Source organism: Streptomyces sp. NPDC048270, from assembly GCF_040652335.1.
GTDB lineage: Bacteria > Actinomycetota > Actinomycetes > Streptomycetales > Streptomycetaceae > Streptomyces.
Map to the genome: position 1 here is coordinate 52566 of NZ_JBEZLV010000022.1, position 23699 is coordinate 76264.

Below are 23699 nucleotides of genomic sequence, written 5' to 3' on the forward strand. Positions count from 1 at the left end.
CCGGGGTAAGGGACGGCCCCCGACCGAAGGGGCGATCAGCCTGCCCGGGCACGCCTGACCGCGGGAAGGCGGGCGCTCCCGCGCAGGCGGGGCGGTGGCGGGTACGCGGCGCGCGGGGGCGAATACGCGGGCGGGCGGTTACGGGTACGCGGCGCGCGGGGGCGAATACGCGGGCGGGCGGTTACGGGTACGCGGGCGGCGGCGGCCCGAACCCGCCGGCCGTGACCCCGGGCCCGGCCCCGTGCCCCGATCCGGCTCCGGCCTGTCCCCGCGGAGCCTCGTCGGCGCCCGTCAGGTCCCGGGCCATCAGCGTGGCGCCGGCCACGGCGCCCGGCATCAGGAACACCGCGACCAGCGGGACCAGGAACGCCAGCACCAGCGGCACCCCGAAGCCCAGGACCAGCATCCGCCGCGACCGCAGCAGCACGAGCCGCTCGGCCAGGTCCACCTTGCGCCGCTGGAGGGCCACGGAGGTGAGCTCCTGGGTCAGGAAGAACCCGGAGACGCAGAACCCGAGGACCGGGACCACGGTCTGCCCGACCAGCGGGATGAAACCGAGGGCGAAGAGCAGGATCCCGTACAGCAGCACCCGGCCGAGCACCTTGACGCTGTCCCGGGCGGAGATCCACAGCTCCCGCCACAGCGGGAGCCCGGACTCGGGGACGTCGCCGCCCTCGCTGCGGTCGACCTGCTCCGAGAGGGACTCGTAGAAGGGCTGGCCGATCAGCAGGGTCACGGCCGTGAAGGTGATGACGGAGAGGAAGAGGCCGAGGCAGAAGACCAGCCCGGTCAGGAAGCCGCGCAGCATCCCGAGCCACGGCGAGGACCAGTCGTCGGCGAAGGGCGTGGCCCACGCGGCGAAGTCGTCGGCGCCGTAGCCGAGCCCGATCAGCGCGCCGGCGTACAGGACGAGCGAGACCAGCCCGGGAAGCAGTCCGAAGCCGAGCCAGCGGCCGTGCCCCAGCACCCATCGCTGTCCGGCCAGCAGATACCGGAATCCCCCCGCAAGATCACGCATGGCGCCAGTCTACGACGAAGGCCGCACCCCGAGCCGGGGTGCGGCCTTCCTCGAGCGGCGCCGGATCAGACGGCGAGCTCGACGGTGATGTTGCCGCGGGTGGCCTTGGAGTACGGGCAGACCTCGTGGGCCTTCTCGATGAGCTCCTTGGCGGTGGCGGCGTCCACGTTCGGGATCACGGCGGAGATCTTGACGATCAGGCCGAAGCCCTCGTCGTTCTTGCCGATGCCGACCTCGGCGGTGACGGTGGAGCCGGAGATGTCGGCGTTCACGTTCTTCGCGACGACACCCAGGGCGCCCTGGAAGCAGGCGCTGTAGCCGGCGGCGAACAGCTGCTCCGGGTTGGTGCCGGCGCCGCTGCCGCCGAGCTCCTTCGGCGGGTTCACGACGACGTCGAGCTGGCCGTCGTTGGTGGCGACGCGGCCGTCACGGCCGTTCTCGGCGGTGGCGACAGCGGTGTAAGCGACGTCGGACTGCGTGATGGTCATGAAGAAAATCCTCCAGATGAATCGCCGTGACTCGCGCCCACGACCACAGCGGTGTGGGGTGAGCCTAACCGGTGAAAGAAACGATCATCTTTCCGGTGTTCTCACCGCGCAGCATGCCGAGGAAGGCGGAGGTCGCGTTCTCGACGCCCTCGACGACCGTCTCGTCGTAGCGGAGCTCACCGGAACGCAGCCATCCGGCCACGTCCTGGACGAACTGCGGCTGGAGGCCGGCGTGGTCGTTGACGAGGATGCCCTGCAGGCGCAGGCGCTTGCCGATGACCTGCATCAGGTTGCGGGGGCCCGGGGCGGCCTCGGTGTCGTTGTAGCCGGCGATCGCGCCGCACAGGGTGGCCCGGCCGTTCACGTTCAGGGAGGAGATCGCGGCCTCCAGGTGGTCCCCGCCGACGTTGTCGAAGTAGACGTCGATGCCCTCGGGGGCGGCGGCGCGCAGCTGCTCGCCGACCGGGCCGTTCTTGTAGTTGAAGGCGGCGTCGAAGCCGTACTTCTCCGTGAGGAGCGTCACCTTCTCGTCGGAGCCGGCGGAGCCGATCACCCGGGACGCGCCCTTGATCTTCGCGAACTGGCCGACGAGGCTGCCGACCGCACCGGCGGCGCCGGAGACGAAGACGGCGTCGCCCTCCTTGAAGGAGCCGACCTCGAAGAGCCCGGCGTAGGCGGTCAGGCCCGGCATGCCGAGGACGCCGAGGTAGGCGGAGAGCGGGGCGAGCGCGGCGTCGACCTTGGTGGCGTACTTCGCGTCGAGGTCCGCGTACTCGCGCCAGCCCAGGTGGTGCAGGACGTGGTCGCCGACGGCGAAGCCCTCGGCCGCGGAGGCGACGACCTCGCCGACCGCGCCGCCCTGCATCGGCTCGTCCAGCTGGAAGGGCGGGACGTAGGACTTCACGTCGTTCATCCGGCCGCGCATGTAGGGGTCCACGGACATGTGGAGGTTGCGCACGAGGATCCGGCCGGGGGCGGGCTCGGCGGATACGGGGACCTCGCGCAGGGCGAAGTCCTCGGCGACGGGCCAGCCCTGCGGGCGGCGGACGAGGTGCCATTCGCGGCTGACGGCAGGGATCTGGGACATGCGGCGCTCCTGGTAAGACGAAATTGCTTCACTAGGTGAAACAACCATGCGCCTGGATATTTCATGTTGTCAAGTAAATGGGTACGCTGGTTCCATGCCCAGTCGTCGCGCAGACCCAGTGACCCTCGAGGTCGTCGAACTCATCGGCGACGTCGTGGCCCGCTACCACATGGAGTACGAGCACGCGGCCGCCAGCCACCAGCTGACCGGAGCCCAGGCCCGGGTGCTGAACCTGCTGGCGCTGGAGCCGCTGCCGATGCGCCGGATCGCCCAGAAGCTGAGGTGCGAGCCCTCGAACGTGACCGGCATCGTGGACCGGCTGGAGACCCGCGGCCTGGTCGAGCGCCGCCCGGACCCCGCGGACCGGCGCGTCAAGCTGGCGGCCCCCACCGAGGAGGGCGTGCAGACGGCGGACCGGCTGCGCGAGTCGCTGGACTTCGCGCGCGAACCGCTCGCCGGCCTGTCGGCCGAGGAGCGGACGGCCCTGCGGGACCTGCTCAGGCGGATGCTGGGCTAGTCACCCCAGCACAGGATCCCCAGGAAGCCGCAGTCCTTGGGGGGTGGGGGCGCCGGCGCAGGCGGCGCGGGCGGCGGCGCCGTGGTCGGGGCCCCGGTCGGCGTCGGCTGTCCCGACGCGGTCGGCTTCGCGGAGCCCCGCGGGCTGGGCGTGCCGGAGGCCGGCCCCGAGGTCGCCGGGGCGGGGGCGGAGGAGGAGGGCGCCGGCTGCGCCGCACCCTCGGAGCCCTCCGCCGCGGGCCCGCCGGACTTCGAAGCGGCCCCGGTGGCCTTCGCGGCTCCGGAGGCCTTGCCCGAGGCCACGGCCGCGGGGGCGCGCGGAGTGGAGGCGTCCGGCAGCGGCGCGGGCTGCTGCGGTCCGTCGTCGGTCAGCACCACCGTGGCGGCCCGGTCGCTGCGCTGCCCGTCCGTGGCCATCCTCGCCACCGCCAGGGTGCCGGCGGTGGCGACCAGCAGCCCGAGCCCCATCGTCAGCACGGTCCGGCGGCGCCTGCGGTGGGTGGCGCGGCGGCGCGCACCGGGCCGGCGCTCGTTCGGCGCGGACAGCACGACGAGCGAATCCGCGTACACATCGGCCAGCGTGGACTGCGGCGCGGGATCGGCCACCGCAGCAGCGGGCGCCGAGGGCGCGGCAGGCGGCGCGGGCATCAGGTATTCGGCCGGGGTTCCGCACCCGGCGCACGCCAGTGCGCCGTTGAGGTGCCTCCGACAAGCGGGGCAGTAGTTCATAGGGCCCGCAGGCTACGTGGTCCCCGGCAACATCCGGATCCCGCAAACGTAAGGATCCTGTGTGGAATCGTGGGCTCCGTGACAGCGAACCCACCTCCGGGCACCCGGGGATCCTTCGGGCCGGCCGCCTTCCAACTGGTGCTCCTGCGCCGGATGGCCGACTTCCAGCCGGACCTCGCCGACGAGGCCCGGCGGCGGCTCGGGGCCTCGCTCGCCGAGCAGCGGGAGGCGAACAAGCGCTGGCAGGCCATGGTCCGCTCACCGCGCTCCCGCGGAGCCCTGGCCCGCTACCGCTCGGTGCTCGGGCCGCCGCAGTCGGCCGAGCCGCGCAGGATCGGGGACCTGGAGTGCGAGGCGCTGCTGTGGCCGGTTCCGCTCTGGCCGGACCTGCGCTTCGAGGTGCTGGCCGCGCCGGACGGGGCGGTGTGGAACGAGTGGCTGGTACGGGCCCCCGGCGCGGGGGGACCCGTACTGGAGTCGGCGGACGACCTGCGGCCCTGGTCGGCGACGGTGGACGAGGTGGCGCGGGCCTTCGCGCCGGTGCGGCCGATGGAGGGCACCGCCCCGACCCGCTGGCGCCTGGCCTTCACCGCCCGGGGCCTGCCCTGCGTGGCGGAGTTCACGTACGGCCTGCTCCAGCGGGTCGCCGTGGGCGAGCACTAGGAGGCGAGGAAGGCGCGCACGCCCGCCGAGGTCGGGTCGTCGCCGAGCAGGTCGTTGTGCTTCAGGCAGCCGACCGCCGTGTTGGCGGCTCCGGTCAGCGGGACGCTGTCGTCCGGATTGACGACCTCGTCGCAGTTCGACCAGAAGGTGGCGTAGGCGACCGCGCCCGGGGTCTCGTCCCCCGCGTTCAGGTTCTTCACCACGTACGAGCCGGGGGTCATGTCCCTGCACGCCTGGTCCCACAGGGCGCAGGCCCAGGCGGTGGAGGTGCCGCGGTTGGGCCCGGCCAGGGAGACCCAGTGGTCCACGGTGGCCTGGCCGCCGCCGAACTTCACGTACCAGCGGCTCACCAGCGAGCCGAAGGAGTGCGCGACGACGTCGACCCTGGCGGCGCCGGTCTGCCGGCGGACCTCCTCGACGTACGCGCCGAACCGCCCGGCGAGGACCTCGTTGACCGACTGGTGGGTGTCGTAGCCCCAGGAGAAGAGTTCCGCGTCGGCGTAGCCGGCGGCCCGCAGGTCCCCGCGCAGGCTCCCCCAGACGCCCGGATCGGCGTTGTAGCCGTGCACGAAGATCACCGGATTGCGCGATGACGCCTGGTCAGGGGCGGCAGCCGTACCCCGGTCGGCGGCATGGGCGGAGAGGGGCGCCAGCAGCGCCAGGCAGAGCGTCAGAAGTGCCAGCAGTCTCTGGCGGGCCGTCAGCATCGGGTCCCCTTTACCTTGTTACGGGTGAGTAGCGCGTGCGGTGCGCGCATGCTGCTGCCTGTCGGTACAGAAATCCACCCCCATGCAGGCGCGAAACGGCGCGCGGCACCCCCCGGCCGGAGCAGCTCAACGGGCGGTAAGTCCGAAATACCCGGGATGATATGAAAAGTGACCGGCATCCCGCCGGTCCTCTTGCGTCAGCGCTCTCGGGAGGATCTGCCGTGACCGTCAGTCTTGAGCAGTTGCGCCGCTGCCACGTCGCCGTCGACCTGGGGGCGGCCCGGACCCGCGTGTACGTCAAGGGCGCCGGCCTCGTGGTCGACGAGCCCAGCGTCGCCGCGGTGAACACCCGGACCGGCGCGCTCATCGCCGTAGGGACGTTCGCCGAGCGGATGACCGGCCGCACGCCCGACTACATCCGGGTCGTACGCCCCGTCTCCGGCGGCACCGTCGTCGACATCGAGATGGCCCAGCGGATGCTGCGCCACCTGCTCGGCGAGAAGCTGCGGCGCGCCCTGCGCCGCAAGCCGCGGCTGCGGGCCGCCGCCTGCACCCCGCACGACGCCGACCCGCTCGCCCAGCGCGCCGCCGTGGAGACCCTCGTCGGACTCGGCGCCCGGCGCGTCGAACTGGTCGACACCCTGATCGCGGCGGCCGTCGGCTGCGGACTGCCGGTGGAGCAGCCGACCGCGACGATGATCATGGTGTGCGGGGCCGCCGCGACCCAGGTGGCCGTCCTGTCCCTCGGCTCGATCGTCACCGCCGAGCGGATCCCCGTCGGCGGCGAGGCCATCGACCACGCGGTGGTCCAGCACCTGCGCCACGCACACGAGCTGATGCTGCCCAGCCAGGCGGTCCGGCCGCTCCAGCTGGCCCTGCACGGCAACGGCATCACCGCCGAAGGCCCCGCCTCCACCCTCATCCACGGCCGCGACGTGGCCACCGGACTGGCCCGTTCCGTCCAGGTGGACACGGCGGCGGTGCGCGACGCCATCCACACCCCGCTCACCGCCGTCCTCGACGGCATCGGCAAGGTGCTGCGGGACTGCCCGCCGGACCTGGTCGCGGACCTGACGGACCGGGGGATCATGATGGTGGGCGGCAGCGCCCTGCTGCCCGGCCTCGACCAGATGCTGCGCGACGCCACCGGAATGCCCGTCGCCATCGCCGAACGGCCGGACGTGTGCGCCGTGCTCGGTCTCGGCGCCATGCTGGAAGGGAAGATCGCCCCCATGGTCCTCAACCCGCTGGCCGAATGACGTATCCCGAGCCGGAGCAGCCGAGTCTCCCCGTCCTGCTGGAAGCGGTGCTCAGCGTCGGCTCCGAGCTGGAGCTGCACTCGACCCTCCAGCACATCGTGGAATCCGCGGCCGAGCTCTGCGCGGCACGCTACGGAGCGCTCGGGGTCGTCGACCCCGAGCGCTCCCGGCTGACCGACCTGTTCACCACGGGGATGACCGAGGCGGAGCGCGCCGCGATCCCCCACCTGCCGGACGGCCGCACCGGCCTGCTCGGAGCGCTGATCAGCGACCCGCGCCCGCTCCTGCTGGACGACCTCGCGCAGGACCCCCGGGCGGCCGGCTTCCCGCCGGGCCACCCGCCCATGCGCAGCTTCCTGGGCGTGCCGATCCGCGTGCACACGGAGGTCTTCGGCAACCTCTACCTCACCGAGAAGCGCGGCGGCAGCCCCTTCACGGACACCGACCTCTCGCTGCTGCGCGTCCTGGCCTCGCAGGCCGGGATAGCGATCGGCAACTCCCGGCTCTACGAGACCGCCCGCCGCCGGGAGCGCTGGATCGAGGGCGCGGCCGCCGTGACCACGACCCTGCTGGCCGGGCGCCCCGCGGCCGACGCGCTGATGTGCGTGGCCGAGCGGGCTCGGCTGCTCGCGGACGCCGCCGCCGGGGTCGTGCTCCAGCCGACTGACGAGGGCGGCATGGAGATCGTGGCCGCCTCCACCCACGGGGATCCCGGGGACCTGGTCGGGACGGCGATCGCCCCCGGTTCGCCCGTGCTGGAGCAGCTGCTGGGCGGCGAGGCGGTGTTCATAGAGGACTCGGCCACGGACCCCCGGATGACCACCCACGTCCGGGAGCGGTTCGGGCCCAGCATGATGCTCCCGCTCCAGAGCGGCGGCCAGCTGATCGGCACCCTGGCCCTGCCCCGGGACCGGGGCGGCCGGCCGTACGACGCCGTGGACCGGCTGCTGGCCTCGCAGTTCGCCTCCCAGGCGGCGCTGGCCCTCGTCCTCGCGGACGCGCAGCACGACCGGGAGCAGCTGGCGGTGTACGAGGACCGCGACCGGATCGCCCGGGACCTGCACGACCTGGTGGTACAGCGGCTGTTCGCCACGGAGATGATGCTGGAGAGCACCCGGCGCCGCTCCTCGAACGCGCCGTCCGGCGACCTGGTGGGCGAGGAACTCAGCCAGGCCGTCGACGAACTGGACTCCACGATCCAGGACGTCCGGACGGCCATCTTCGCCCTCCAGCAGCCGCCGACCGACGCCCCGACGACGTTCCGGGGGCGGGTCCTGCGCGAGACGGGCGGCGCGGCGGTGCTGCTCGGCTTCCAGCCGTCGGTGAAGTTCGCCGGAGCGGTGGACGCGCTGCTCCCGGAGCCGGTGGCGGGCGACCTGCTGTCCGCCCTGCGCGGGGCCCTGGCCGCGGCGCACCGGCGCGGCGACGCCACCTCCATCGAGGTGGAGGTGGACGCGAGCCCGACCGGGGTCCGCCTGACGGTGACGGACGACGGGCGGGCGGAGTCGGGGACGCGGGGGACGACGATGACGTGGACCGCACCGCTGTAGCCCTCCCGGGCGGGGTGGCGGTCATGGCTCGGCTGCGCGGGTCGGCTGCGCGGGTCGGCTGCGGCGGGCGGGACGGGACGGCTGCGGCGGACTACGGGGGGACGGGGCGGCTGCGGCGGGCGGGGCGGGACGGCTGCGGCGGACTACGGGGGACGGGGCCGGCTACGGGTGGGTCGGCCTGGTGGCGGCGCGCAGGGCGATGCGGGTGTTGGACTGGGCGACCCCGGCCTCGCGCTTCAGGCGGCGCAGCAGGGCGTCGAGGGCGGCGGGGTCGGCGGCCCGGGCGCGTACGAGGTAGTCGTGCTCGCCCGTCACGTGGACCACCTCGGTGATTCCGGAGAGCTTGGCGACCTGCCGTTCGAACTCCTCGTTGGTGGTGTCCTGGCGCAGCGTGACGTCGATGAACACCACCAGCCCGCCGGCGGTGTCGGCGGCCGGATCCACCACGACCGTGAAGGCGCGGATCACGCCGTCCCGGCGCATCCGGCGCACCCGGTCGGCGGTGGCGTTGGCGCTGAGGCCCACGCGGACGCCGAGGTCGCGGTACGAGATCCGCGCATCCTGCTGGAGGATCCCGAGGATTTCCCTGTCGAGGCGGTCCATACCGCGATTCTCGCAGTCGTGGCCGATATTCGCGCCCGTCCGGCGGCCCGCGGGCCAGACCCTCCCCTCATGAGCGAACTGATGACTCCGGCCCTGGCGGGCGCGGCCGCGGGCCTGGGCGTGGCGATGCCGATGGGCGCGATGAGCGTGCTGCTGCTCCAGGAGGCGATGCGCCACCGGCGGACCGCGGTGGCCGCCGCGCTGGGCATCGCCGTGGTCGACCTCGGCTACGCGGCCCTCGCCACGGCCCTGGGGCCCTGGGTGGCCGCCCACGTCTCCCCCGTCGAGGCCTGGGTCCGGCTGGCCTCCGCCCTGATCCTCCTGGCCATCGCCGCCCAGGGGCTCACCCAGTCCCACCGCCGCCCCAAGCCCGCCGACCCCGATGCCCCGCCGCCAAGGCTCACGGCCCCGCATGCGGCCACGCCCACGCTTGAGGCACGGGGTCCGGGCCACGATCCATCCCCGTCGGCGTCCGAGGCACGGGGTCCGGGCCACGATCCATCCCCGCCGGCCCCTGAGGCGCGGGGTGCGAGGCACAACCCATCCCCGCCGGCCCCTGAGTCGCGGGGTCCGAGGCACAACCCAGCCCCGCCGGCCCCTGAGGCGCGGGGTCCGAGGCACAACCCAGCCCCGCCGGCCCCTGAGTCGCGGGGTCCGAGGCACAACCCAGCCCCGCCAGCGCCTGAGTCGCGGGGGCCGGGGCACAATCCAGCCCCGCCGGCGTTTGAGGCGCGGGGTCCGGGGCGGAGCCCCGAAACCGCCCCGCCGGCACTCGGGCCGCAGATCCCGGAGCCGAGGCCCTGTCCAGCCCCGCCGGCGTCTGAGGCGCGGGGTGCGGGGCGGAGCGCCGGGGCGAGGGGCTCGGCCGGAGCAGCCTCGCGGCCCGGCAAGGCCTTCGCGCGGTATGTCGGGCTCACCGCCATCAACCCCACCACCGCCCTCTACTTCGCCGCGCTCACGACCGCGCAGGGCGCGACCCTCGGCTCCGGCGCCGCCGGAGCCGCCTTCCTCGTCGGTGTCGGCGCCGCCTCGCTCCTCTGGCAGCAGGCCCTCGTCGCGCTCGGCGCCCTCGCGGGCAGCAGGATCTCCGACACCGCCCGCGCCTGGACCTTCCGCCTCGGCTACGGCCTGGTCGCCGCGTACGCGGTCAAGATCGCGCTGCCGCTGCCGTGAAGCCACCCCCTAGGGTGGCTCCGTGACGATCCGCCTCTCGGCCCGCGCGGCCATCGCCTCCGTGACCGACCCCGGCAGCTTCACCGAACTCCCCACGCCCCCAAGGGAATCGCCGCCCGACGGCCCCCTGGCCTGGGCCGGCTACGACGACTCCCGGGCCCGCGCCGAAGCCCGGACCGGCGAGCGGGAGTCCGTCGTCACCGGCACCGCCCGCATCGGCGGCAGCGAAGCCGCCGTGGTCTCCTTCGAGTTCGGCTTCCTCGGCGGCTCGCTGGGCGAGCGCACCGGGGACCGGCTCGAAGCCGCGTACGCCCACGCCCGCGCCTTCCGCCTCCCGCTCGTCTCCCTGATCGCCACCGGCGGCTCCCGCATGCAGGAGGGGATGCTCGCCCTGACGCAGCTCCAGCGCGTGGCCCGCCAGTGCGTCCTGACCCGGGCCGCCGGGCTCCCCCAGATCGCCGTGCTGCGCGACCCCACCACGGGCGGCGGCTGGGCCACGCTCGGCGCCGGGGCGGACGTGGTCCTCGCGCAGCCCGGAGCCCAGGTCGGCTTCGCCGGCTCCCGGGTGCGGCCGCCGGACGCGGACCCGGCCGCGTACTGCGCCGAGGGGCAGTACGCCGCCGGCCACGTGGACGCCGTCGTGCCCCCGGCGGAGCTCCCCGGGACCCTGTCCGACTGGCTCCGCGTGCTGGCCGCGCCCCGCGCCGACGGCCCCGTCGAGCCGCCGGCCGCGCTGGCCGGCGTCGCGGAACCCGCCACGGGCTGGGACGCGGTCCTCCAGGCCCGCCATCCGGACCGGCCGCGCGCCGAGGCGTACCTGGACGCCTACTTCGCCCTGCGGCTGCCCCTCTCCGGGGACCGGGCGGGCGGTACGGACCCCGGGATGCTGTGCGGATTCGGACTGCGGGAGGGCCGGGCCGTGGCGTACGCCGCCCAGTGCGGCACCGCCACCCGCCCGGCGGGATACCGTACGGCCGCCCGCGTGATCCGCCTCGCGGACCGGCTCGGGGTCCCCGTGCTCACCCTGGTGGACACCCCGGGCGCGGCCAACGACGCCGCCGCCGAACACGCCGGCGCGGGCGCGGCCATCGCGGACGCCTTCGCCGCACTGGCCGAGGCCACCGTCCCCGTCACCACCCTGCTGATCGGCGAGGGCGGCTCCGGCGGCGCCCTCGCCCTGGCCTCGCCCGGGAACACCTGGGTCACCCCGGACAGCTACTTCTCGGTCATCGCACCGGAACTGGCGGCGGCCATCCTCAAGCGCCCCCCGGCGGACGCCCCGGCCACCGCGGACCAGCTCCGCATCCGCCCCCAGGACCTGGTGGCCCTGGGAGTGGCCCGCGCAATCGTCCCTCCCCGCCGCTAGGAACGGCGCTTGGTCGAGCGCGAGCCCGGAGGCGCTGCCGACCGGCTTCCCGTCGAGGGCGGCCTCGCCGAGCGAGTCGGAGAACCCGTCAGGCCTGTGGCGAGCGGGCGTCGTAGCGGGCGAAGCCCCGCCACCGCAGCGCGAGCAGGCCCAGCACCAGCACGCAGGCGAGGCCGCCGCCGGTGATCGCCACGGCCGGGGAGGTCAGGTCCGCGGCGGTCCCGGCGAGGAAGTCCCCGAGCCGCGGCCCGCCCGCGACGACCACGATGAACACGCCCTGGAGGCGGCCGCGCATGTCGTCCGGGGTGGCGGACTGGAGCATGGTGGTCCGGAACACCATCGAGACGGTGTCCGCGCACCCGGCCAGGGCCAGGAAGAACAGGCCGAGCCACAGGTTCCGGGTGAGCCCGAAGACCGCGATGGCCAGCCCCCACGTGCCGACGGCGCACAGGATCGCCAGCCCGTGCCGGCGGACGCGGCCCTGCCAGCCGGAGAACAGCCCGCCGAGCAGCGCCCCGACGGCGGGCGCGGCCACCAGCAGCCCGACCGTCTTGGCGTCGCCGCCGAACCAGAGCACGGCGACGGCCGGGAAGAGCGCCCTGGGGTGCGCCAGCACCATCGCGGCCATGTCGGTGAAGAAGGTCATCCGGACGTTGGGCCGGGTCCCGAGGAAGCGCAGTCCGTCGACGACCGAGGCCCTGCCCCGCGTCCCCGCCGCGCGGTCGGGCTTCATCGACGGCAGCCGCCACATCGCGTAGAGGGCGGCGAGGAAGGTCACGGCGTCGATCAGGTACGCCGCCTGGTACCCCCACCAGCCGACGATCAGCCCGCCCAGCATCGGGCCCGCCATCGTCCCGGAGGTCATCGTCACGGAGTTCAGCGCGTTGGCGGCGGGCAGCTGCTCGGCCGGCAGCAGCCGCGGGATCATGGCGGACCTGGCCGGCCCGGAGAGCGCCCCGCAGACCGCCTGGAGCGCGACGACGGCGTACAGGAACCAGACGCGGTGGTAGTCGAGCAGCGCGGCGCAGGCCAGCGCGACCGAGAGCGCGGCGGCGCCCAGCGAGCTGTAGAGGCCGAGCTTGCGGCGGTCGACGGTATCGGCGATGGCCCCGCCGTAGAGCCCGAAGGCGACGAGCGGGACGAGCGAGAAGAGTCCGACGAGGCCGACGGCGAAGCTGGACCGGGTGATGTCGTAGACCTGGAGCGAGATCGCGAGGGCCGTCATCGCCTGGCCGACCCAGGAGATGGTGCCGCCGACCCACAGCCGCCGGTAGTCGCGGGACGTCCGCAGGGGGGTGAGGTCGGCGAATATGCGCCGCTGCGGGCGGTCGGTGGCGGCTACAGGGGTCACAGCGGATGATAACCGGCCGCCCGCGGCCGCCCCCGGGGATCTCTGCCCGCTTGCACGCACCGGCCCCAGCCACCCCATCCGGAACCCCGGCCCCACACCGGACCGATCTTTGCCGCTAACTCGCCACTATCACCGGCTTTTTGACCGAATCGACGTGCGCTCCCCCCTGGCGTTCAGCTCATGATGAAAAGACTCGTATGTCCAGGGAGGCGTAGTGATCGAACCTGGCAACAGCACCACGAGCACCGGCACCGACCAGAAGACGGTGCGCCCCACCGTGCCCCTCACCGTCGGCGTCGAGGAGGAGTTCCTCCTCGTCGACGCCCGCACCTTCCGGGTGGTCCCCGCCGCCCCGCTCGTCCTCGCCACGGCCGGCGGTCTGCCCGGTGAGCTGCACCCCGAGGGCACCCGCTACCAGGTGGAGATCTCCACCCCGATCGCCCATTCGGCGGCCTCGCTGCGCGAGGAGCTCGCGGCCCTGCGGCGCACCCTCGGCCGGGCCGCCCGCGCCCACGGCTGCCGTCTGCTGGCCGCCCCCTCGCCGGTCGTGGCCGTGGAGGGGCCGCTGCACCTGACCGACGACGAGCCGCGCCAGCGCGAGCAGCACCGCCGCTTCGGCGCGCTCACCGACACCCTGGTGAGCTGCGGACGGCACATCCACGTGGGCACCCTCGACGTGGACACGGCGGTCGCGGTCTCCAACCGGGTCAGACCCTGGCTGCCGACGCTCATCGCGCTGGCCGCCAACTCCCCGTTCTGGGGCGGCCGTGACACCGGTCACGCCAGCTGGCGGGCGATGGCCTGGTCGGGCTGGCCCTCGGCGGGGCTGCCCCCGCACTTCACGTCCACGGCGCACTTCCGGCGCTCGGTGCAGACGCTCCTCGGCTCGGGCGCGGCCCTGGACACGAAGATGGTCTATTGGGACCTGCGCCCCTCGGGGCACTGGCCGACGCTCGAGATCCGGGCCCCCGACATGTCCCCGTACCTCGACACGGCCATCCTCCAGGCCGAGCTGGTCCGGGCGCTGGTGTCCACGGCGCTGCGGGACATCGCGGAGCAGCGGCCGGATCCACCCGTACGGGACGACGTACTGCACCTGGCGCGCTGGCGGGCGGCCCACGACGGCCTGGAGGGCTTCGGCCTCGACCCGTACACGGGAGCCGAACTCCCGGCGGCCGACCTCGCGGAGGCCCTGCTGGACCTGGTCGCCCCGGCCCTGGCGGCCTCGGGTGACCTCGACCACGCGGCGAAGACCCTGGCGGGCCTGCTCCGCGACGGCTCGGGCGCCCACCGCCAACGCGCCGCGTTCGCCCGCCGCCAGGACCTGACGGACGTACTGCGCCACCTCGCGGACGAAACGGAGAACTTCTAGAACTCCCGGCCCGGGACGCCGGGAACTCCCGGAACTCCCGGATCTCGCAGGTCTCCCGGAACTCCCGAAACGCCAAAGCCGCAGGTGCAATCGTTTCTGCACCTGCGGCTCGCAGTGGGGCGGGTGGGACTCGAACCCACGGCCGACGGATTATGAGTCCGCTGCTCTAACCGGCTGAGCTACCGCCCCTTCACGGCGTGGCGCGTACATGTGTGCGCGCCGTCTGCCGCAGCATAGCCGCTCATACGATCTCCTGCCTCGGATGCCTCGCATGATCGGCTTCGCCTGTTCAGAGAGACCGCGCTGAGGGCTGCCCGGTTCCAGGAGGGCGACAAAAAAAGAAGAGGACCCGCGATGGGCCCTCTTCTTCGTTGCTCCCCCGGCTGGACTCGAACCAGCAACCCTCCGGTTAACAGCCGAATGCTCTGCCAATTGAGCTACAGGGGATCGCGCTCCCCCGACTGGACTCGAACCAGTAACCTGCCGGTTAACAGCCGGCTGCTCTGCCAATTGAGCTACAGGGGATTGCTGCGGTGCATCGAACAGCCCACCTCCGGCCTTGCCGGGGGGCGAGCGCCCGTTGCGAGTCATAGATTAGCGCAAGCAGGGGGGTGCTCCGCCAATCGGTATCGACAGCAGGCCGGGCACCACACGACGAAGGGTGGCAGGCATGCGGTACAAGGTCACGTTCGTGGTCGGACTGGCCCTCGGGTACATCCTCGGGACCCGGGCCGGACGCGAGCGCTACGAGTCCCTGAAGAAGTCCGCGCGGGAGATCGCGCAGAACCCGGCGGTGCGCAATGCCGCCGAGACGGCCGGGCAGACCGGGCGCGTGTACGCCGGCAAGGCCTTCGCCGCGGTGAGCGAGAAGGTCGGCGACGCCGTACCCGCCTCACTGGCCGGGCGGGTCCGGGGACTGCGCGACCGGGTCGGCGGTGGCGCCGAGGACGAATGGGGCACGAGCAACACCTGAGGCATCGGAGGCGTCCGAGGCGGCGGAGACCGGCCCGGCGTGCGGCAGAATTCTCCGCATGGGGATAGTCGCCGGGCTGGACAGCTCTTCCGCCTTCACTCGCATCGTCGTCTGTGACGCCGACACCGGTGCCGTGCTGCGCCAGGGGTACGCACCCCATCCACAGCCCACCGGGGAACCCGACGGCGCGAGCCCCTACGAGACGGACCCGCAGGCCTGGCTGCTCTCGCTCGGCGAGGCGGCCGGGGGCGGGCTCCTCGAAGGGGTCCAGGCCATCGGGGTCTCCGCCCAGCAGCACGGCCTGCTGCCGCTCGACGCGCAGGGCGGCCTCGTACGCCCCGCCCTGGTCGGCAACGACAAGCGCGGGCAGGTCGCCGCCGCCGAGCTCGTCGAGGCCTTCGGCGGCCGGCGGGCCTGGGCCGAGGCGGTGGGCTCGGTCCCGCACGCCGCCCAGCCGCTGGCGAAGCTGGCCTGGCTGGCCCGCACCGAGCCCGAGGCCGCCCGCCGGGTGGCCGTGGTGATGTCCGCCCACGACTGGCTGGTCTGGCAGCTGCTGGGCCGGCCGGCCCGCCGGACCACCGACCGCGGCGGCGCCTCCGGCACCGGCTACTGGTCGGCCGCCACCGGCTCCTGGCGGCCCGACCTGGTCGAGATGGCGCTCGGCCACATGGCGCTGCTGCCCGAGGTGCTCGGTCCGGCCGACGCCGCCGGCACCACGCCCGAGGGGCTGCTCATATCGGCCGGCACCGGCGAGACGATGGCCGCCGCGCTCGGGCTGGGGCTCGGTCCCGGCGATGCGGTGGTCTCGCTGGGTGCCTCCGGCTCGGTGATGGCGGTGCACCACGAGGCACTCTCGGAGCCGGGCGGCCTGATCACCTCGCTGGCCGACGCGAGCGGCATGCACCTGCCGGTCGTGAACACCTCCAATGCCGTACGGGCCCTGCGCGGCACCGCCGAGCTGCTGGGCACCGACCTGGAGGGGCTGTCCGAGCTCGCCCTGAAGTCGACGCCGGGCGCGCACGGCCTCGTGCTCCTGCCGTACCTGGAGGGCGAGCGGACGCCGAACCTGCCGCACAGCGCCGGAACCCTGTCCGGGCTGCGCCGGGACTCGATGAAGCCGGAGCACCTGGCCCAGGCCGCGTTCGAGGGCATGCTGTGCGGGCTGGTGGACGCGCTCGACGTGCTGCGCTCGCGCGGGGTCGAGATCCGCCGGGTGTTCCTGCTGGGCGCGGCGGCCGAGCTGCCCGCCGTGCAGGCCGCGGCCCCGGGGCTGTTCGGGACGCAGATCGTCGTTCCCGCGCCGGCCGACTACGCGGCGCTGGGCGCGGCGCGGCAGGCGGCATGGGCGCACGGCGTGGCGCGGGGCACGCTGGCCCCGCACACCCCGCCGGTCTGGCCGGCTCCGGCCGCGCAGGTGTTCAAGCCGGGTGAGGAGTTCCCGTCCTGGCAGGCGGTGCGCCAGCAGTACGTCGCCACGCGCGAGGAGATCCACCCCGGCGCGTTCTAGCGCCCGCGGACGGGGCGGCGGGCACCTTCGGCCAACCGGAGGCCGGATCAAGCACCAGGGCCGGCGGCCCAGGGCGGTCTCCTCCTTTTGACCGGCCTTTGCGAAAACTGCTGCGGATCCGGCCTCCGGTTGGCTGAAGATGGGGTGAACCCCCTCGATCATGCCGACCGGAGCCTGCGCGTGCTCATACGACTTCTGCGGAACCATCTGGGTCCGTACCGCAAACCCATCGCCCTGCTGGTGCTGCTGCAACTGCTCCAGACGAGTGCGAGCCTCTACCTGCCCACCCTCAACGCGGACATCATTGACAACGGTGTCGTCAATGGTGACACCGGCTACATCCTGCGCTTCGGTGCGCTGATGCTCGGTGTCTCGCTCGTCCAGCTGGTCTGCAACGTGGGGGCCATCTACTACGGCGCCCGCACGGCGGCCGCCTTCGGCCGGGACGTGCGCGCCGCGGTCTTCGACCGCGTGCAGAGCTTCTCCGCGCGCGAGCTCGGCCAGTTCGGCGCCCCGTCGCTGATCACCCGTACGACGAACGACGTCCAGCAGGTCCAGATGCTGGTGCTGATGACCTTCACCCTGATGGTCTCGGCTCCGATCATGTGCGTCGGCGGCATCGCGATGGCGCTGTCGCTGGACGTGCGGCTGTCGGGCGTCCTGCTCGCCGTGGTTCCCGTGCTGGGCCTGGCGGTCGGCGCGATCGTCTTGCGGACCCGGCCGCTGTTCCGCACGATGCAGGAGCGCCTGGACACCGTGAACCGGGTGCTGCGCGAGCAGATCACCGGCAACCGGGTGATCCGCGCCTTCGTCCGCGACGACTACGAGAAGGACCGCTTCCGGGACGCCAACGCCGATCTGACCGGCGTCTCGCTGGCCACGGGCAAGCTGCTGGCGTACATGTTCCCGACCGTCATCGTGGTCGTGAACGTCTCCAGCGTCGCGGTCATCTGGTTCGGCGCGATGCGCGTCGACAGCGGGGGCATGGAGATCGGCCAGCTGACGGCCTTCCTCGCCTACCTGATGCAGATCGTCATGTCCGTGATGATGGCCACCTTCATGTTCATGATGGTGCCGCGCGCCGAGGTCTGCGCCGAGCGCATCCAGGAGGTCCTGGACACCGACTCCAGCGTGGTGCCGCCCGCCGAGCCGGTGCGCGAGCTCACCCGCAGCGGTCGCCTGGAGCTGCGCGGGGCGGACTTCCGCTATCCCGGCGCCGAGGCCCCGGTCCTGCGCGGGATCGACCTGCTGGCGCGGCCGGGCGAGACGACGGCCGTGATCGGTTCCACCGGAAGCGGCAAGTCCACGCTGCTGGGCCTGGTCCCGCGGCTGTTCGACGCGACCGGCGGCGAGGTGCTCGTCGACGGGGAGGACGTACGGCGGCTCGATCCGGAACTGCTGGCCAGGACGGTCGGCCTGGTCCCGCAGAAGCCGTACCTGTTCTCCGGGACCGTCGCCTCCAACCTGCGCTACGGACGCCCGGACGCGACCGACGAGGAGCTGTGGCAGGCGCTGGAGGTGGCCCAGGCCAAGGAGTTCGTGTCCGCGCTGGACGGCGGCCTGGAGGCGCCGGTCACCCAGGGCGGAACCAATGTCTCCGGCGGGCAGCGCCAGCGCCTGGCCATCGCCCGCACCCTGGTGCAGCGCCCGGAGATCTACCTCTTCGACGACTCCTTCTCGGCCCTGGACTACGCGACGGACGCGGCGCTGCGCGCGGCGCTCGCCCGCGAGACCGAGGAGGCGACCGTGGTGATCGTCGCCCAGCGGGTCTCCACGATCCGCGACGCCGACCGGATCATCGTCCTGGACGAGGGCCAGGTCGTGGGCGAGGGGCGCCACCACGAGCTGATGGCCGGCAATGAGACCTACCGGGAGATCGTGCTCTCCCAGCTGACGGAGGCGGAGGCCGCATGAGCGGGCCCGGAGGACGGATGATGGCGGGGCCGGTCCAACGGTCCATGGATTTCAAGGGGTCGGGCAAGCGCCTGCTCGGCCAGCTGGCGCAGGACCGGGTCCGGTTGTGGGGCATGGTCGCGGCCGTCGTCGGCAGCGTCGGATGCGCGGTGGTCGGCCCGAAGATCCTGGGCGAGGCCACCGACCTGGTCTTCGCGGGGATCGTCGGGCGGGAGATGCCGGCCGGGATCAGCAAGCAGCAGGCGCTGGACGGGCTGCGGGCCAAGGGCCAGGGCGGCATGGCGGACATGCTCTCGGGCACCGACTTCACGCCGGGCCAGGGCATCGACTTCGGCGCGGTCGGGGTCGTGGCGATCTGGGCACTGGTCGTCTTCACCCTCGCCGGACTGCTGATGCTGGTCGCCACGCGATTGTCGAACCACGTCATGAACGGCACGCTCTTCCGCATGCGCGAGGAGCTCCAGGCGAAGCTGTCGCGGCTGCCGCTGTCGTACTTCGACCAGCAGAAGCGCGGCGAGGTGCTCAGTCGGGCCACGAACGACATCGACAACATCGGCCAGACGCTCCAGCAGACGATGGGGCAGCTGCTGAACTCGCTGCTGTCCATCCTGGGCGTGCTCGCGATGATGTTCTGGATCTCCCCGCTGCTGGCGCTGGTCGCGCTGGTGACCGTGCCGGTCTCGGTCGTGGCCGCGGCGAAGATCGGCAAGAAGTCGCAGCCGCAGTTCGTGGCGCAGTGGAAGAACACCGGCGTGCTCAACGCGCACATCGAGGAGATGTACTCGGGCCACGCGCTGGTCAAGGTCTTCGGCCGGCAGAAGGAGTCCGCGGCCGTCTTCGCCGAGCAGAACGAGGCGCTGTACCGGGCCTCGTTCAAGGCGCAGCTGGTCAGCGGCATCATGCAGCCGGTGATGTTCTTCATATCGAACATCAACTACGTGCTGATCGCGGTCGTCGGCGGGCTGCGGGTCGCCTCGGGCACCCTGTCGATCGGTGATGTGCAGGCCTTCATCCAGTACTCGCGGCAGTTCTCGATGCCGCTGACGCAGGTCGCCACGATGGCGAACCTCATCCAGTCCGGCGTCGCGTCGGCGGAGCGGGTCTACGAGCTGCTGGACGCGCAGGAGCAGGAGCCGGACGCCGAGGTGCCGGAGCGGCCGGAGGACCTGCGCGGCCGGGTCACCCTCGACAAGGTGGCCTTCCGCTACGAGCGGGACAAGCCGCTCATCGAGAACCTCTCGCTGGACGTCGAGCCCGGCCACACGGTCGCGATCGTCGGTCCGACGGGCGCCGGTAAGACCACCCTGGTCAATCTGCTGATGCGGTTCTACGAGGTCACGGGCGGGGAGATCGCCCTGGACGGGGTGGACATCGCGAAGATGACGCGCGAGGAACTGCGCGGCTCCATCGGCATGGTGCTCCAGGACACCTGGCTGTTCGGCGGCACCATCGCGGAGAACATCGCCTACGGCGCCTCGCGCGATGTCACGCGCGCCGAGATCGAGGAGGCGGCGCGGGCCGCCCACGCGGACCGGTTCATCCGCACCCTGCCGGACGGCTACGACACCGTGCTGGACGACGAGGGCGCGGGGGTCAGCGCGGGTGAGAAGCAGCTGATCACGATCGCGCGGGCGTTCCTCTCGGATCCGGTGATCCTGGTGCTCGACGAGGCGACGAGCTCGGTGGACACCCGTACCGAGGTGCTGATCCAGAAGGCGATGGCGCGCCTGGCGCACGGCCGTACGTCCTTCGTGATCGCGCACCGGCTGTCCACGATCCGCGACGCGGACGTGATCCTGGTGATGGAGAGCGGCTCGATCGTGGAACAGGGCACGCACGAGGAGCTGCTGGCGTCGAACGGGGCGTACGCGCGGCTGTACGCGGCGCAGTTCGCGCAGGCGGTGGCCGAGGTCGACTAGCCGGCGGCACCGACTCGCGCAGGCGGTGGCCGAGCAGCCGGCGACGGCCGGACGGCGGGGTGGGGGCGTCCTTCGGGGCGCCCCCTTCCGCTGTCCCGGATCAGTCCAGGTAGCCCCTCAGCTGGTCGGCGAAGGCGTGGTCGCGCAGCTTGTTGAGGGTCTTGGACTCGATCTGGCGGATCCGCTCGCGGGTCACGCCGAAGATCCGGCCGATCTCCTCCAGGGTGCGCGGGCGCCCGTCGTCGAGCCCGTAGCGCAGCTGGACGACCTTGCGCTCGCGCTCGCCGAGGGTCGACAGCACGGCTTCCAGGTGCTCGCGCAGCAGGAAGAACGCGGCGGACTCCACGGGCGAGGCGGCGTCGCCGTCCTCGATGAGGTCGCCGAGCGCGACGTCGTCCTCCTCGCCGACCGGGGCGTGCAGGGAGACCGGCTCCTGGGCGAGGCGGAGCACTTCGAGGACCCGCTCGGGGGTCAGTTCCAGGTGGGCGGCGACCTCTTCGGCGGTGGGCTCGTAGCCGCGCTCCTGGAGCATGCGGCGCTGGACGCGCACCACGCGGTTGATCAGCTCCACGACGTGGACGGGTACGCGGATGGTCCGGGCCTGGTCGGCGAGGGCCCGGGACATCGCCTGCCGGATCCACCAGGTGGCGTAGGTGGAGAACTTGAACCCGCGGGCGTAGTCGAACTTCTCGACGGCCCGGATGAGCCCGAGGTTCCCCTCCTGCACGAGGTCGAGCATGGTGAGCCCGCGGCCCACGTACCGCTTGGCGACGGAGACGACGAGGCGGAGGTTCGACTCGATGAGCCGGCGTTTGGCCATGCGGCCCATGACGACGAGCTTGTCGAGGTCGAAGGCGAGCTGGGAGTCGAGGTCCGGGGTGCCGGAGAGCTTCTCCTCGGCGAACAGGCCGGCTTCGACGCGCCGCGCGAGGTCGACCTCCTCGGCGGCGGTGAGCAGCGGGATCCTGCCTATCTCGCGCAGGTACTGCCGGAACAGGTCGGCCGACGGCCCCGCCGCCCCGGCGCCGCTGTCCACGCGCTTGCGCTGGACCGGCACCTGCTCGATCTGGTCGACGAGTTCGAGGGGTTCCGGCTCTTCGTCCATGGCCTCGGCCTCGGGTTCGGGCTGCTCGGTCACGGTCGGGGTGACGGTCGGGGGCTGCGTCTGGGTCTGCACGGGGGCGACCTCCAGGGGTCCGAGGACTCAGGCACCGCAACTCAGTGTGGGGTACGACACATCACTGTCACGAGGGGCGTGCGAGCACTTTCTGAGTCCGGTGCGTGACCGGATGGTTACCCCCCGGGGGCCCGCCCGAAGCGGTCCGCACCCATGTCCGATCCCGTCGCCGCGCGGGGGCCCCGCCCCGGGCGGCTCGCGTCCGCGGGTCTAGGCCGGTTCGACGCGGACCGCGCAGACCTTGAACTCGGGCATGCGCGAGACCGGGTCCAGTGCGGGGTTGGTCAGGGTGTTGGCGCGGCCCTCGCCCGGCCAGTGGAAGGGCATGAAGACGGTGTCCGCGCGGATGGTGTCGGTGATGCGGGCCGGGGCCACGGCCCGGCCGCGGCGGGAGGTCACCGCCAGCGGGCTGCCGTCGACGGCGCCGATGCGGGCGGCGAGGCGGGGGTGGAGTTCCACGAAGGGGCCGGGGGCGGCCGCGTTGAGCTCCTCGACGCGGCGGGTCTGGGCGCCGGACTGGTACTGGGCGACCACCCGGCCGGTGGTCAGGAGCAGCGGGTAGTCCGCGTCGGGGACCTCCGCCGCGTCCCGGTGGGAGACGGGCACGAAGCGGGCCAGGCCGTCGTCGGTGGCGAAGCGGTCGAGGAAGAGGCGGGGGGTGCCCGCGGCCCCGTCCGGGCAGGGCCAGAAGACGCCCTGTTCGGCCTCGATGCGGGCGTAGCTGATGCCCGAGTAGTCCGCCGGGCCGCCGGCGGAGGCGCGGCGCAGTTCGTCGAAGACCTCCTCCGGGGCGGTGGGGAAGCCTTTCTCGACGCCGAGGCGTGCGGCGAGGCCGTGCAGCACCTCCAGGTCGGTGCGGACTTGGGGCGGCGGGGTCAGGGCGCGGCGGCGCAGCAGGACGCGGCCCTCGAGGTTGGTGGTGGTGCCGGTCTCCTCCGCCCACTGGGTGACCGGCAGGACCACGTTCGCGAGGGCGGCCGTCTCGGAGAGGACCACGTCGGCGACCGCGAGGAAGTCCAGGGAGCGGATGCGGTCCTCGATGTGGGCGGCGCGGGGGGCCGAGACCACCGGGTTGGAGCCCATGAGGAGGAGGGCGCGGACGTCGGTGCCGAGGGCGTCGAGGAGTTCGTAGGCGCTGCGGCCGGGGCCGGGCAGGGTGTCGGGGTCGACGCCCCAGACGCCGGCCACGTGGGCCCGGGCCGCGGGGTCGGTCAGCTTGCGGTAGCCGGGGAGCTGGTCGGCCTTCTGGCCGTGCTCCCGGCCGCCCTGGCCGTTGCCCTGGCCGGTGAGGCAGCCGTAGCCGGAGAGCGGGCGGCCGGCCCGGCCGGTGGCCAGGCACAGGTTGATCCAGGCTCCGACGGTGTCGGTGCCCTTGGACTGCTGCTCCGGGCCGCGGGCGGTCAGGACCATCGCCGTGGAGGGCGCGCAGAACATCTCGACGGCCTCGCGGAGCCTGGGCACGGGGACGCCGGTGATGCGTTCCACCAGCTCCGGCCAGTGGGCCATGGCGGCGGCCCGGGCCGCCTCCCAGCCGGTGGTCCGCTCGGCGATGAACTCCTCGTCCGTGCGCCCCTGCGCCACGACGAGGTGCAGCATGCCGAGGGCGAGCGCGAGGTCGGTGCCGGGCCGCGGGGCGAGGTGCAGGTCGGCCTGTTCGGCGGTGCGGGTGCGGCGGGGGTCGATGACGATCAGGGTCCCGCCGTTCTCCTTCAGCTCGGTGAGGTAGCGCAGGGCGGGCGGCATGGTCTCGGCGAGGTTCGAGCCGACGAGGATCACGCAGCCGGTGCGCGGGATGTCCTCCAGCGGGAAGGGCAGGCCCCGGTCGAGGCCGAAGGCCCGCTGGTGCGCGGCGGCGGCCGAGGACATGCAGAACCGGCCGTTGTAGTCGATCTGCGAGGTGCGCAGGGCGACCCGGGCGAACTTGCCGAGCGCGTACGCCTTTTCGTTGGTGAGCCCGCCGCCGCCGAAGACCCCGACCGCGTCCGGCCCGTGGTCGCGGCCCGTGCGGGCGAGGCCCTCGGCGACGGCGTCGAGGGCCTCCTCCCAGGTGGCCGGTTCGAGCCGCCCGGCGTGGGTGCGGACGAGCGGCCCGGTCAGGCGCACCCGGGAGGAGAGCACGGCGGGGGCGGTACGGCCCTTGCCGCACAGCGCACCCCGGTTGACGGGGAAGTCCGCCCGCTCCTCCACCGCGACGCCTGCGCCGCCCGGTTCAGGGCGGAGGTTCATGCCGCACTGCAGCGCGCAGTACGGACAGTGCGTGGCGGTGGCGGCTGCTTCCGGGGTGTGCATATGGCCCAGCCTGCGACGGCGGTGTTACACGGGCCGCC

The 23699-nt window shown here is 73.3% G+C and carries 20 protein-coding genes and 3 tRNA genes; 11 read left to right on the top strand and 12 right to left on the bottom strand.

Going from position 1 to position 23699, the window contains the following annotated elements; genetic code table 11:
- Window positions 1-181: 181 nt before the first annotated feature.
- The 3 genes from AB0D66_RS20680 to AB0D66_RS20690 all read right to left on the bottom strand — a co-directional run bounded on the left by AB0D66_RS20680 (window position 182) and on the right by AB0D66_RS20690 (window position 2593).
- On the bottom strand, window positions 182-1018 hold the full coding sequence (locus tag AB0D66_RS20680; protein ID WP_362305228.1) for an EI24 domain-containing protein: 837 nt from the start codon (window positions 1016-1018) through the stop codon (window positions 182-184).
- Between the two features lie 65 nt (window positions 1019-1083).
- On the bottom strand, window positions 1084-1506 hold the full coding sequence (locus tag AB0D66_RS20685; RefSeq protein WP_362305231.1) for an organic hydroperoxide resistance protein: 423 nt from the start codon (window positions 1504-1506) through the stop codon (window positions 1084-1086).
- 64 nt (window positions 1507-1570) lie between these two features.
- Window positions 1571-2593, bottom strand: coding sequence for an NADP-dependent oxidoreductase (locus tag AB0D66_RS20690; RefSeq protein WP_362305234.1), 1023 nt, complete (start codon window positions 2591-2593; stop codon window positions 1571-1573).
- Window positions 2594-2687: 94 nt separating this feature from the next.
- On the opposite strand from AB0D66_RS20690, the gene AB0D66_RS20695 reads away from it, so the two are divergent.
- Window positions 2688-3110: a MarR family transcriptional regulator gene (locus tag AB0D66_RS20695; protein WP_362305237.1), complete on the top strand. Its 423-nt coding sequence runs from the start codon at window positions 2688-2690 to the stop codon at window positions 3108-3110.
- Here the strand turns inward: AB0D66_RS20695 and AB0D66_RS20700 are convergent.
- On the bottom strand, window positions 3107-3757 hold the full coding sequence (locus tag AB0D66_RS20700; RefSeq protein WP_362305240.1) for a hypothetical protein: 651 nt from the start codon (window positions 3755-3757) through the stop codon (window positions 3107-3109). The genes AB0D66_RS20695 and AB0D66_RS20700 overlap by 4 nt on opposite strands.
- A 234-nt stretch (window positions 3758-3991) precedes the next feature.
- On the opposite strand from AB0D66_RS20700, the gene AB0D66_RS20705 reads away from it, so the two are divergent.
- A complete protein-coding gene (locus tag AB0D66_RS20705; protein ID WP_362305408.1) occupies window positions 3992-4501 on the top strand; it encodes a hypothetical protein in 510 nt (169 codons plus the stop codon).
- On the opposite strand, the gene AB0D66_RS20710 is transcribed toward AB0D66_RS20705, so the two are convergent.
- A complete protein-coding gene (locus AB0D66_RS20710; RefSeq protein ID WP_362305243.1) occupies window positions 4498-5208 on the bottom strand; it encodes a triacylglycerol lipase in 711 nt (236 codons plus the stop codon). The two genes, AB0D66_RS20705 and AB0D66_RS20710, sit on opposite strands and share 4 nt — an antisense overlap.
- Before the next feature lie 221 nt (window positions 5209-5429).
- Here AB0D66_RS20710 and AB0D66_RS20715 point away from each other — a divergent pair, with 221 nt between their 5' ends.
- Window positions 5430-6467 carry a rod shape-determining protein gene (locus tag AB0D66_RS20715; RefSeq protein WP_069920179.1) on the top strand — a complete coding sequence of 346 codons (1038 nt, stop codon included), beginning with the start codon at window positions 5430-5432 and terminating at the stop codon, window positions 6465-6467.
- Window positions 6464-8017 carry a GAF domain-containing protein gene (locus AB0D66_RS20720; protein ID WP_362305246.1) on the top strand — a complete coding sequence of 518 codons (1554 nt, stop codon included), beginning with the start codon at window positions 6464-6466 and terminating at the stop codon, window positions 8015-8017. The genes AB0D66_RS20715 and AB0D66_RS20720 overlap by 4 nt, the downstream gene beginning before the upstream one ends.
- A 162-nt stretch (window positions 8018-8179) precedes the next feature.
- Here AB0D66_RS20720 and AB0D66_RS20725 read toward each other — a convergent pair whose 3' ends face one another.
- Entirely contained in the window at window positions 8180-8620 is a 441-nt protein-coding gene (locus AB0D66_RS20725) for an Lrp/AsnC family transcriptional regulator (RefSeq protein ID WP_069920181.1), read from the bottom strand.
- A 69-nt stretch (window positions 8621-8689) separates the two neighbouring features.
- Between AB0D66_RS20725 and AB0D66_RS20730 the strand changes: the two genes are divergently transcribed.
- A complete protein-coding gene (locus tag AB0D66_RS20730) occupies window positions 8690-9793 on the top strand; it encodes a hypothetical protein (RefSeq protein WP_362305250.1) in 1104 nt (367 codons plus the stop codon).
- Between the two features lie 22 nt (window positions 9794-9815).
- Window positions 9816-11159: a carboxyl transferase domain-containing protein gene (locus tag AB0D66_RS20735; RefSeq protein WP_362305253.1), complete on the top strand. Its 1344-nt coding sequence runs from the start codon at window positions 9816-9818 to the stop codon at window positions 11157-11159.
- Window positions 11160-11247: 88 nt separating this feature from the next.
- On the opposite strand, the gene AB0D66_RS20740 is transcribed toward AB0D66_RS20735, so the two are convergent.
- Entirely contained in the window at window positions 11248-12510 is a 1263-nt protein-coding gene (locus AB0D66_RS20740; RefSeq protein ID WP_362305256.1) for an MFS transporter, read from the bottom strand.
- A gap of 214 nt (window positions 12511-12724) precedes the next feature.
- Between AB0D66_RS20740 and AB0D66_RS20745 the strand changes: the two genes are divergently transcribed.
- The gene (locus AB0D66_RS20745) at window positions 12725-13882 is read left to right on the top strand and encodes a glutamate--cysteine ligase (RefSeq protein ID WP_362305259.1); all 1158 of its coding nucleotides are present in this window, start codon (window positions 12725-12727) and stop codon (window positions 13880-13882) included.
- A gap of 115 nt (window positions 13883-13997) precedes the next feature.
- Here the strand turns inward: AB0D66_RS20745 and AB0D66_RS20750 are convergent.
- The 3 genes from AB0D66_RS20750 to AB0D66_RS20760 form a co-directional block, all read right to left on the bottom strand.
- Window positions 13998-14071, bottom strand: a tRNA-Ile gene (locus tag AB0D66_RS20750).
- Window positions 14072-14256: 185 nt separating this feature from the next.
- Window positions 14257-14329, bottom strand: a tRNA-Asn gene (locus AB0D66_RS20755).
- Window positions 14330-14334: 5 nt separating this feature from the next.
- A tRNA-Asn gene (locus AB0D66_RS20760) sits at window positions 14335-14407 on the bottom strand.
- A 145-nt stretch (window positions 14408-14552) separates the two neighbouring features.
- On the opposite strand from AB0D66_RS20760, the gene AB0D66_RS20765 reads away from it, so the two are divergent.
- From AB0D66_RS20765 to AB0D66_RS20780, 4 genes are all read left to right on the top strand, one after another.
- Window positions 14553-14855: a YtxH domain-containing protein gene (locus tag AB0D66_RS20765; protein ID WP_362305262.1), complete on the top strand. Its 303-nt coding sequence runs from the start codon at window positions 14553-14555 to the stop codon at window positions 14853-14855.
- 58 nt (window positions 14856-14913) lie between these two features.
- Window positions 14914-16362 carry an FGGY family carbohydrate kinase gene (locus tag AB0D66_RS20770; RefSeq protein ID WP_362305265.1) on the top strand — a complete coding sequence of 483 codons (1449 nt, stop codon included), beginning with the start codon at window positions 14914-14916 and terminating at the stop codon, window positions 16360-16362.
- Between the two features lie 180 nt (window positions 16363-16542).
- Complete coding sequence (locus AB0D66_RS20775; RefSeq protein ID WP_362305267.1) at window positions 16543-18276, top strand: ABC transporter ATP-binding protein; 1734 nt, start codon at window positions 16543-16545, stop codon at window positions 18274-18276.
- Entirely contained in the window at window positions 18273-20195 is a 1923-nt protein-coding gene (locus AB0D66_RS20780; RefSeq protein ID WP_362305270.1) for an ABC transporter ATP-binding protein, read from the top strand. Before AB0D66_RS20775 ends, AB0D66_RS20780 begins: the two co-directional genes overlap by 4 nt.
- A gap of 100 nt (window positions 20196-20295) precedes the next feature.
- Here AB0D66_RS20780 and AB0D66_RS20785 read toward each other — a convergent pair whose 3' ends face one another.
- Window positions 20296-21333, bottom strand: coding sequence for an RNA polymerase sigma factor (locus AB0D66_RS20785; protein ID WP_362305411.1), 1038 nt, complete (start codon window positions 21331-21333; stop codon window positions 20296-20298).
- A gap of 249 nt (window positions 21334-21582) precedes the next feature.
- On the bottom strand, window positions 21583-23661 hold the full coding sequence (locus AB0D66_RS20790) for a molybdopterin oxidoreductase family protein (protein WP_362305273.1): 2079 nt from the start codon (window positions 23659-23661) through the stop codon (window positions 21583-21585).
- Window positions 23662-23699: the final 38 nt, after the last annotated feature.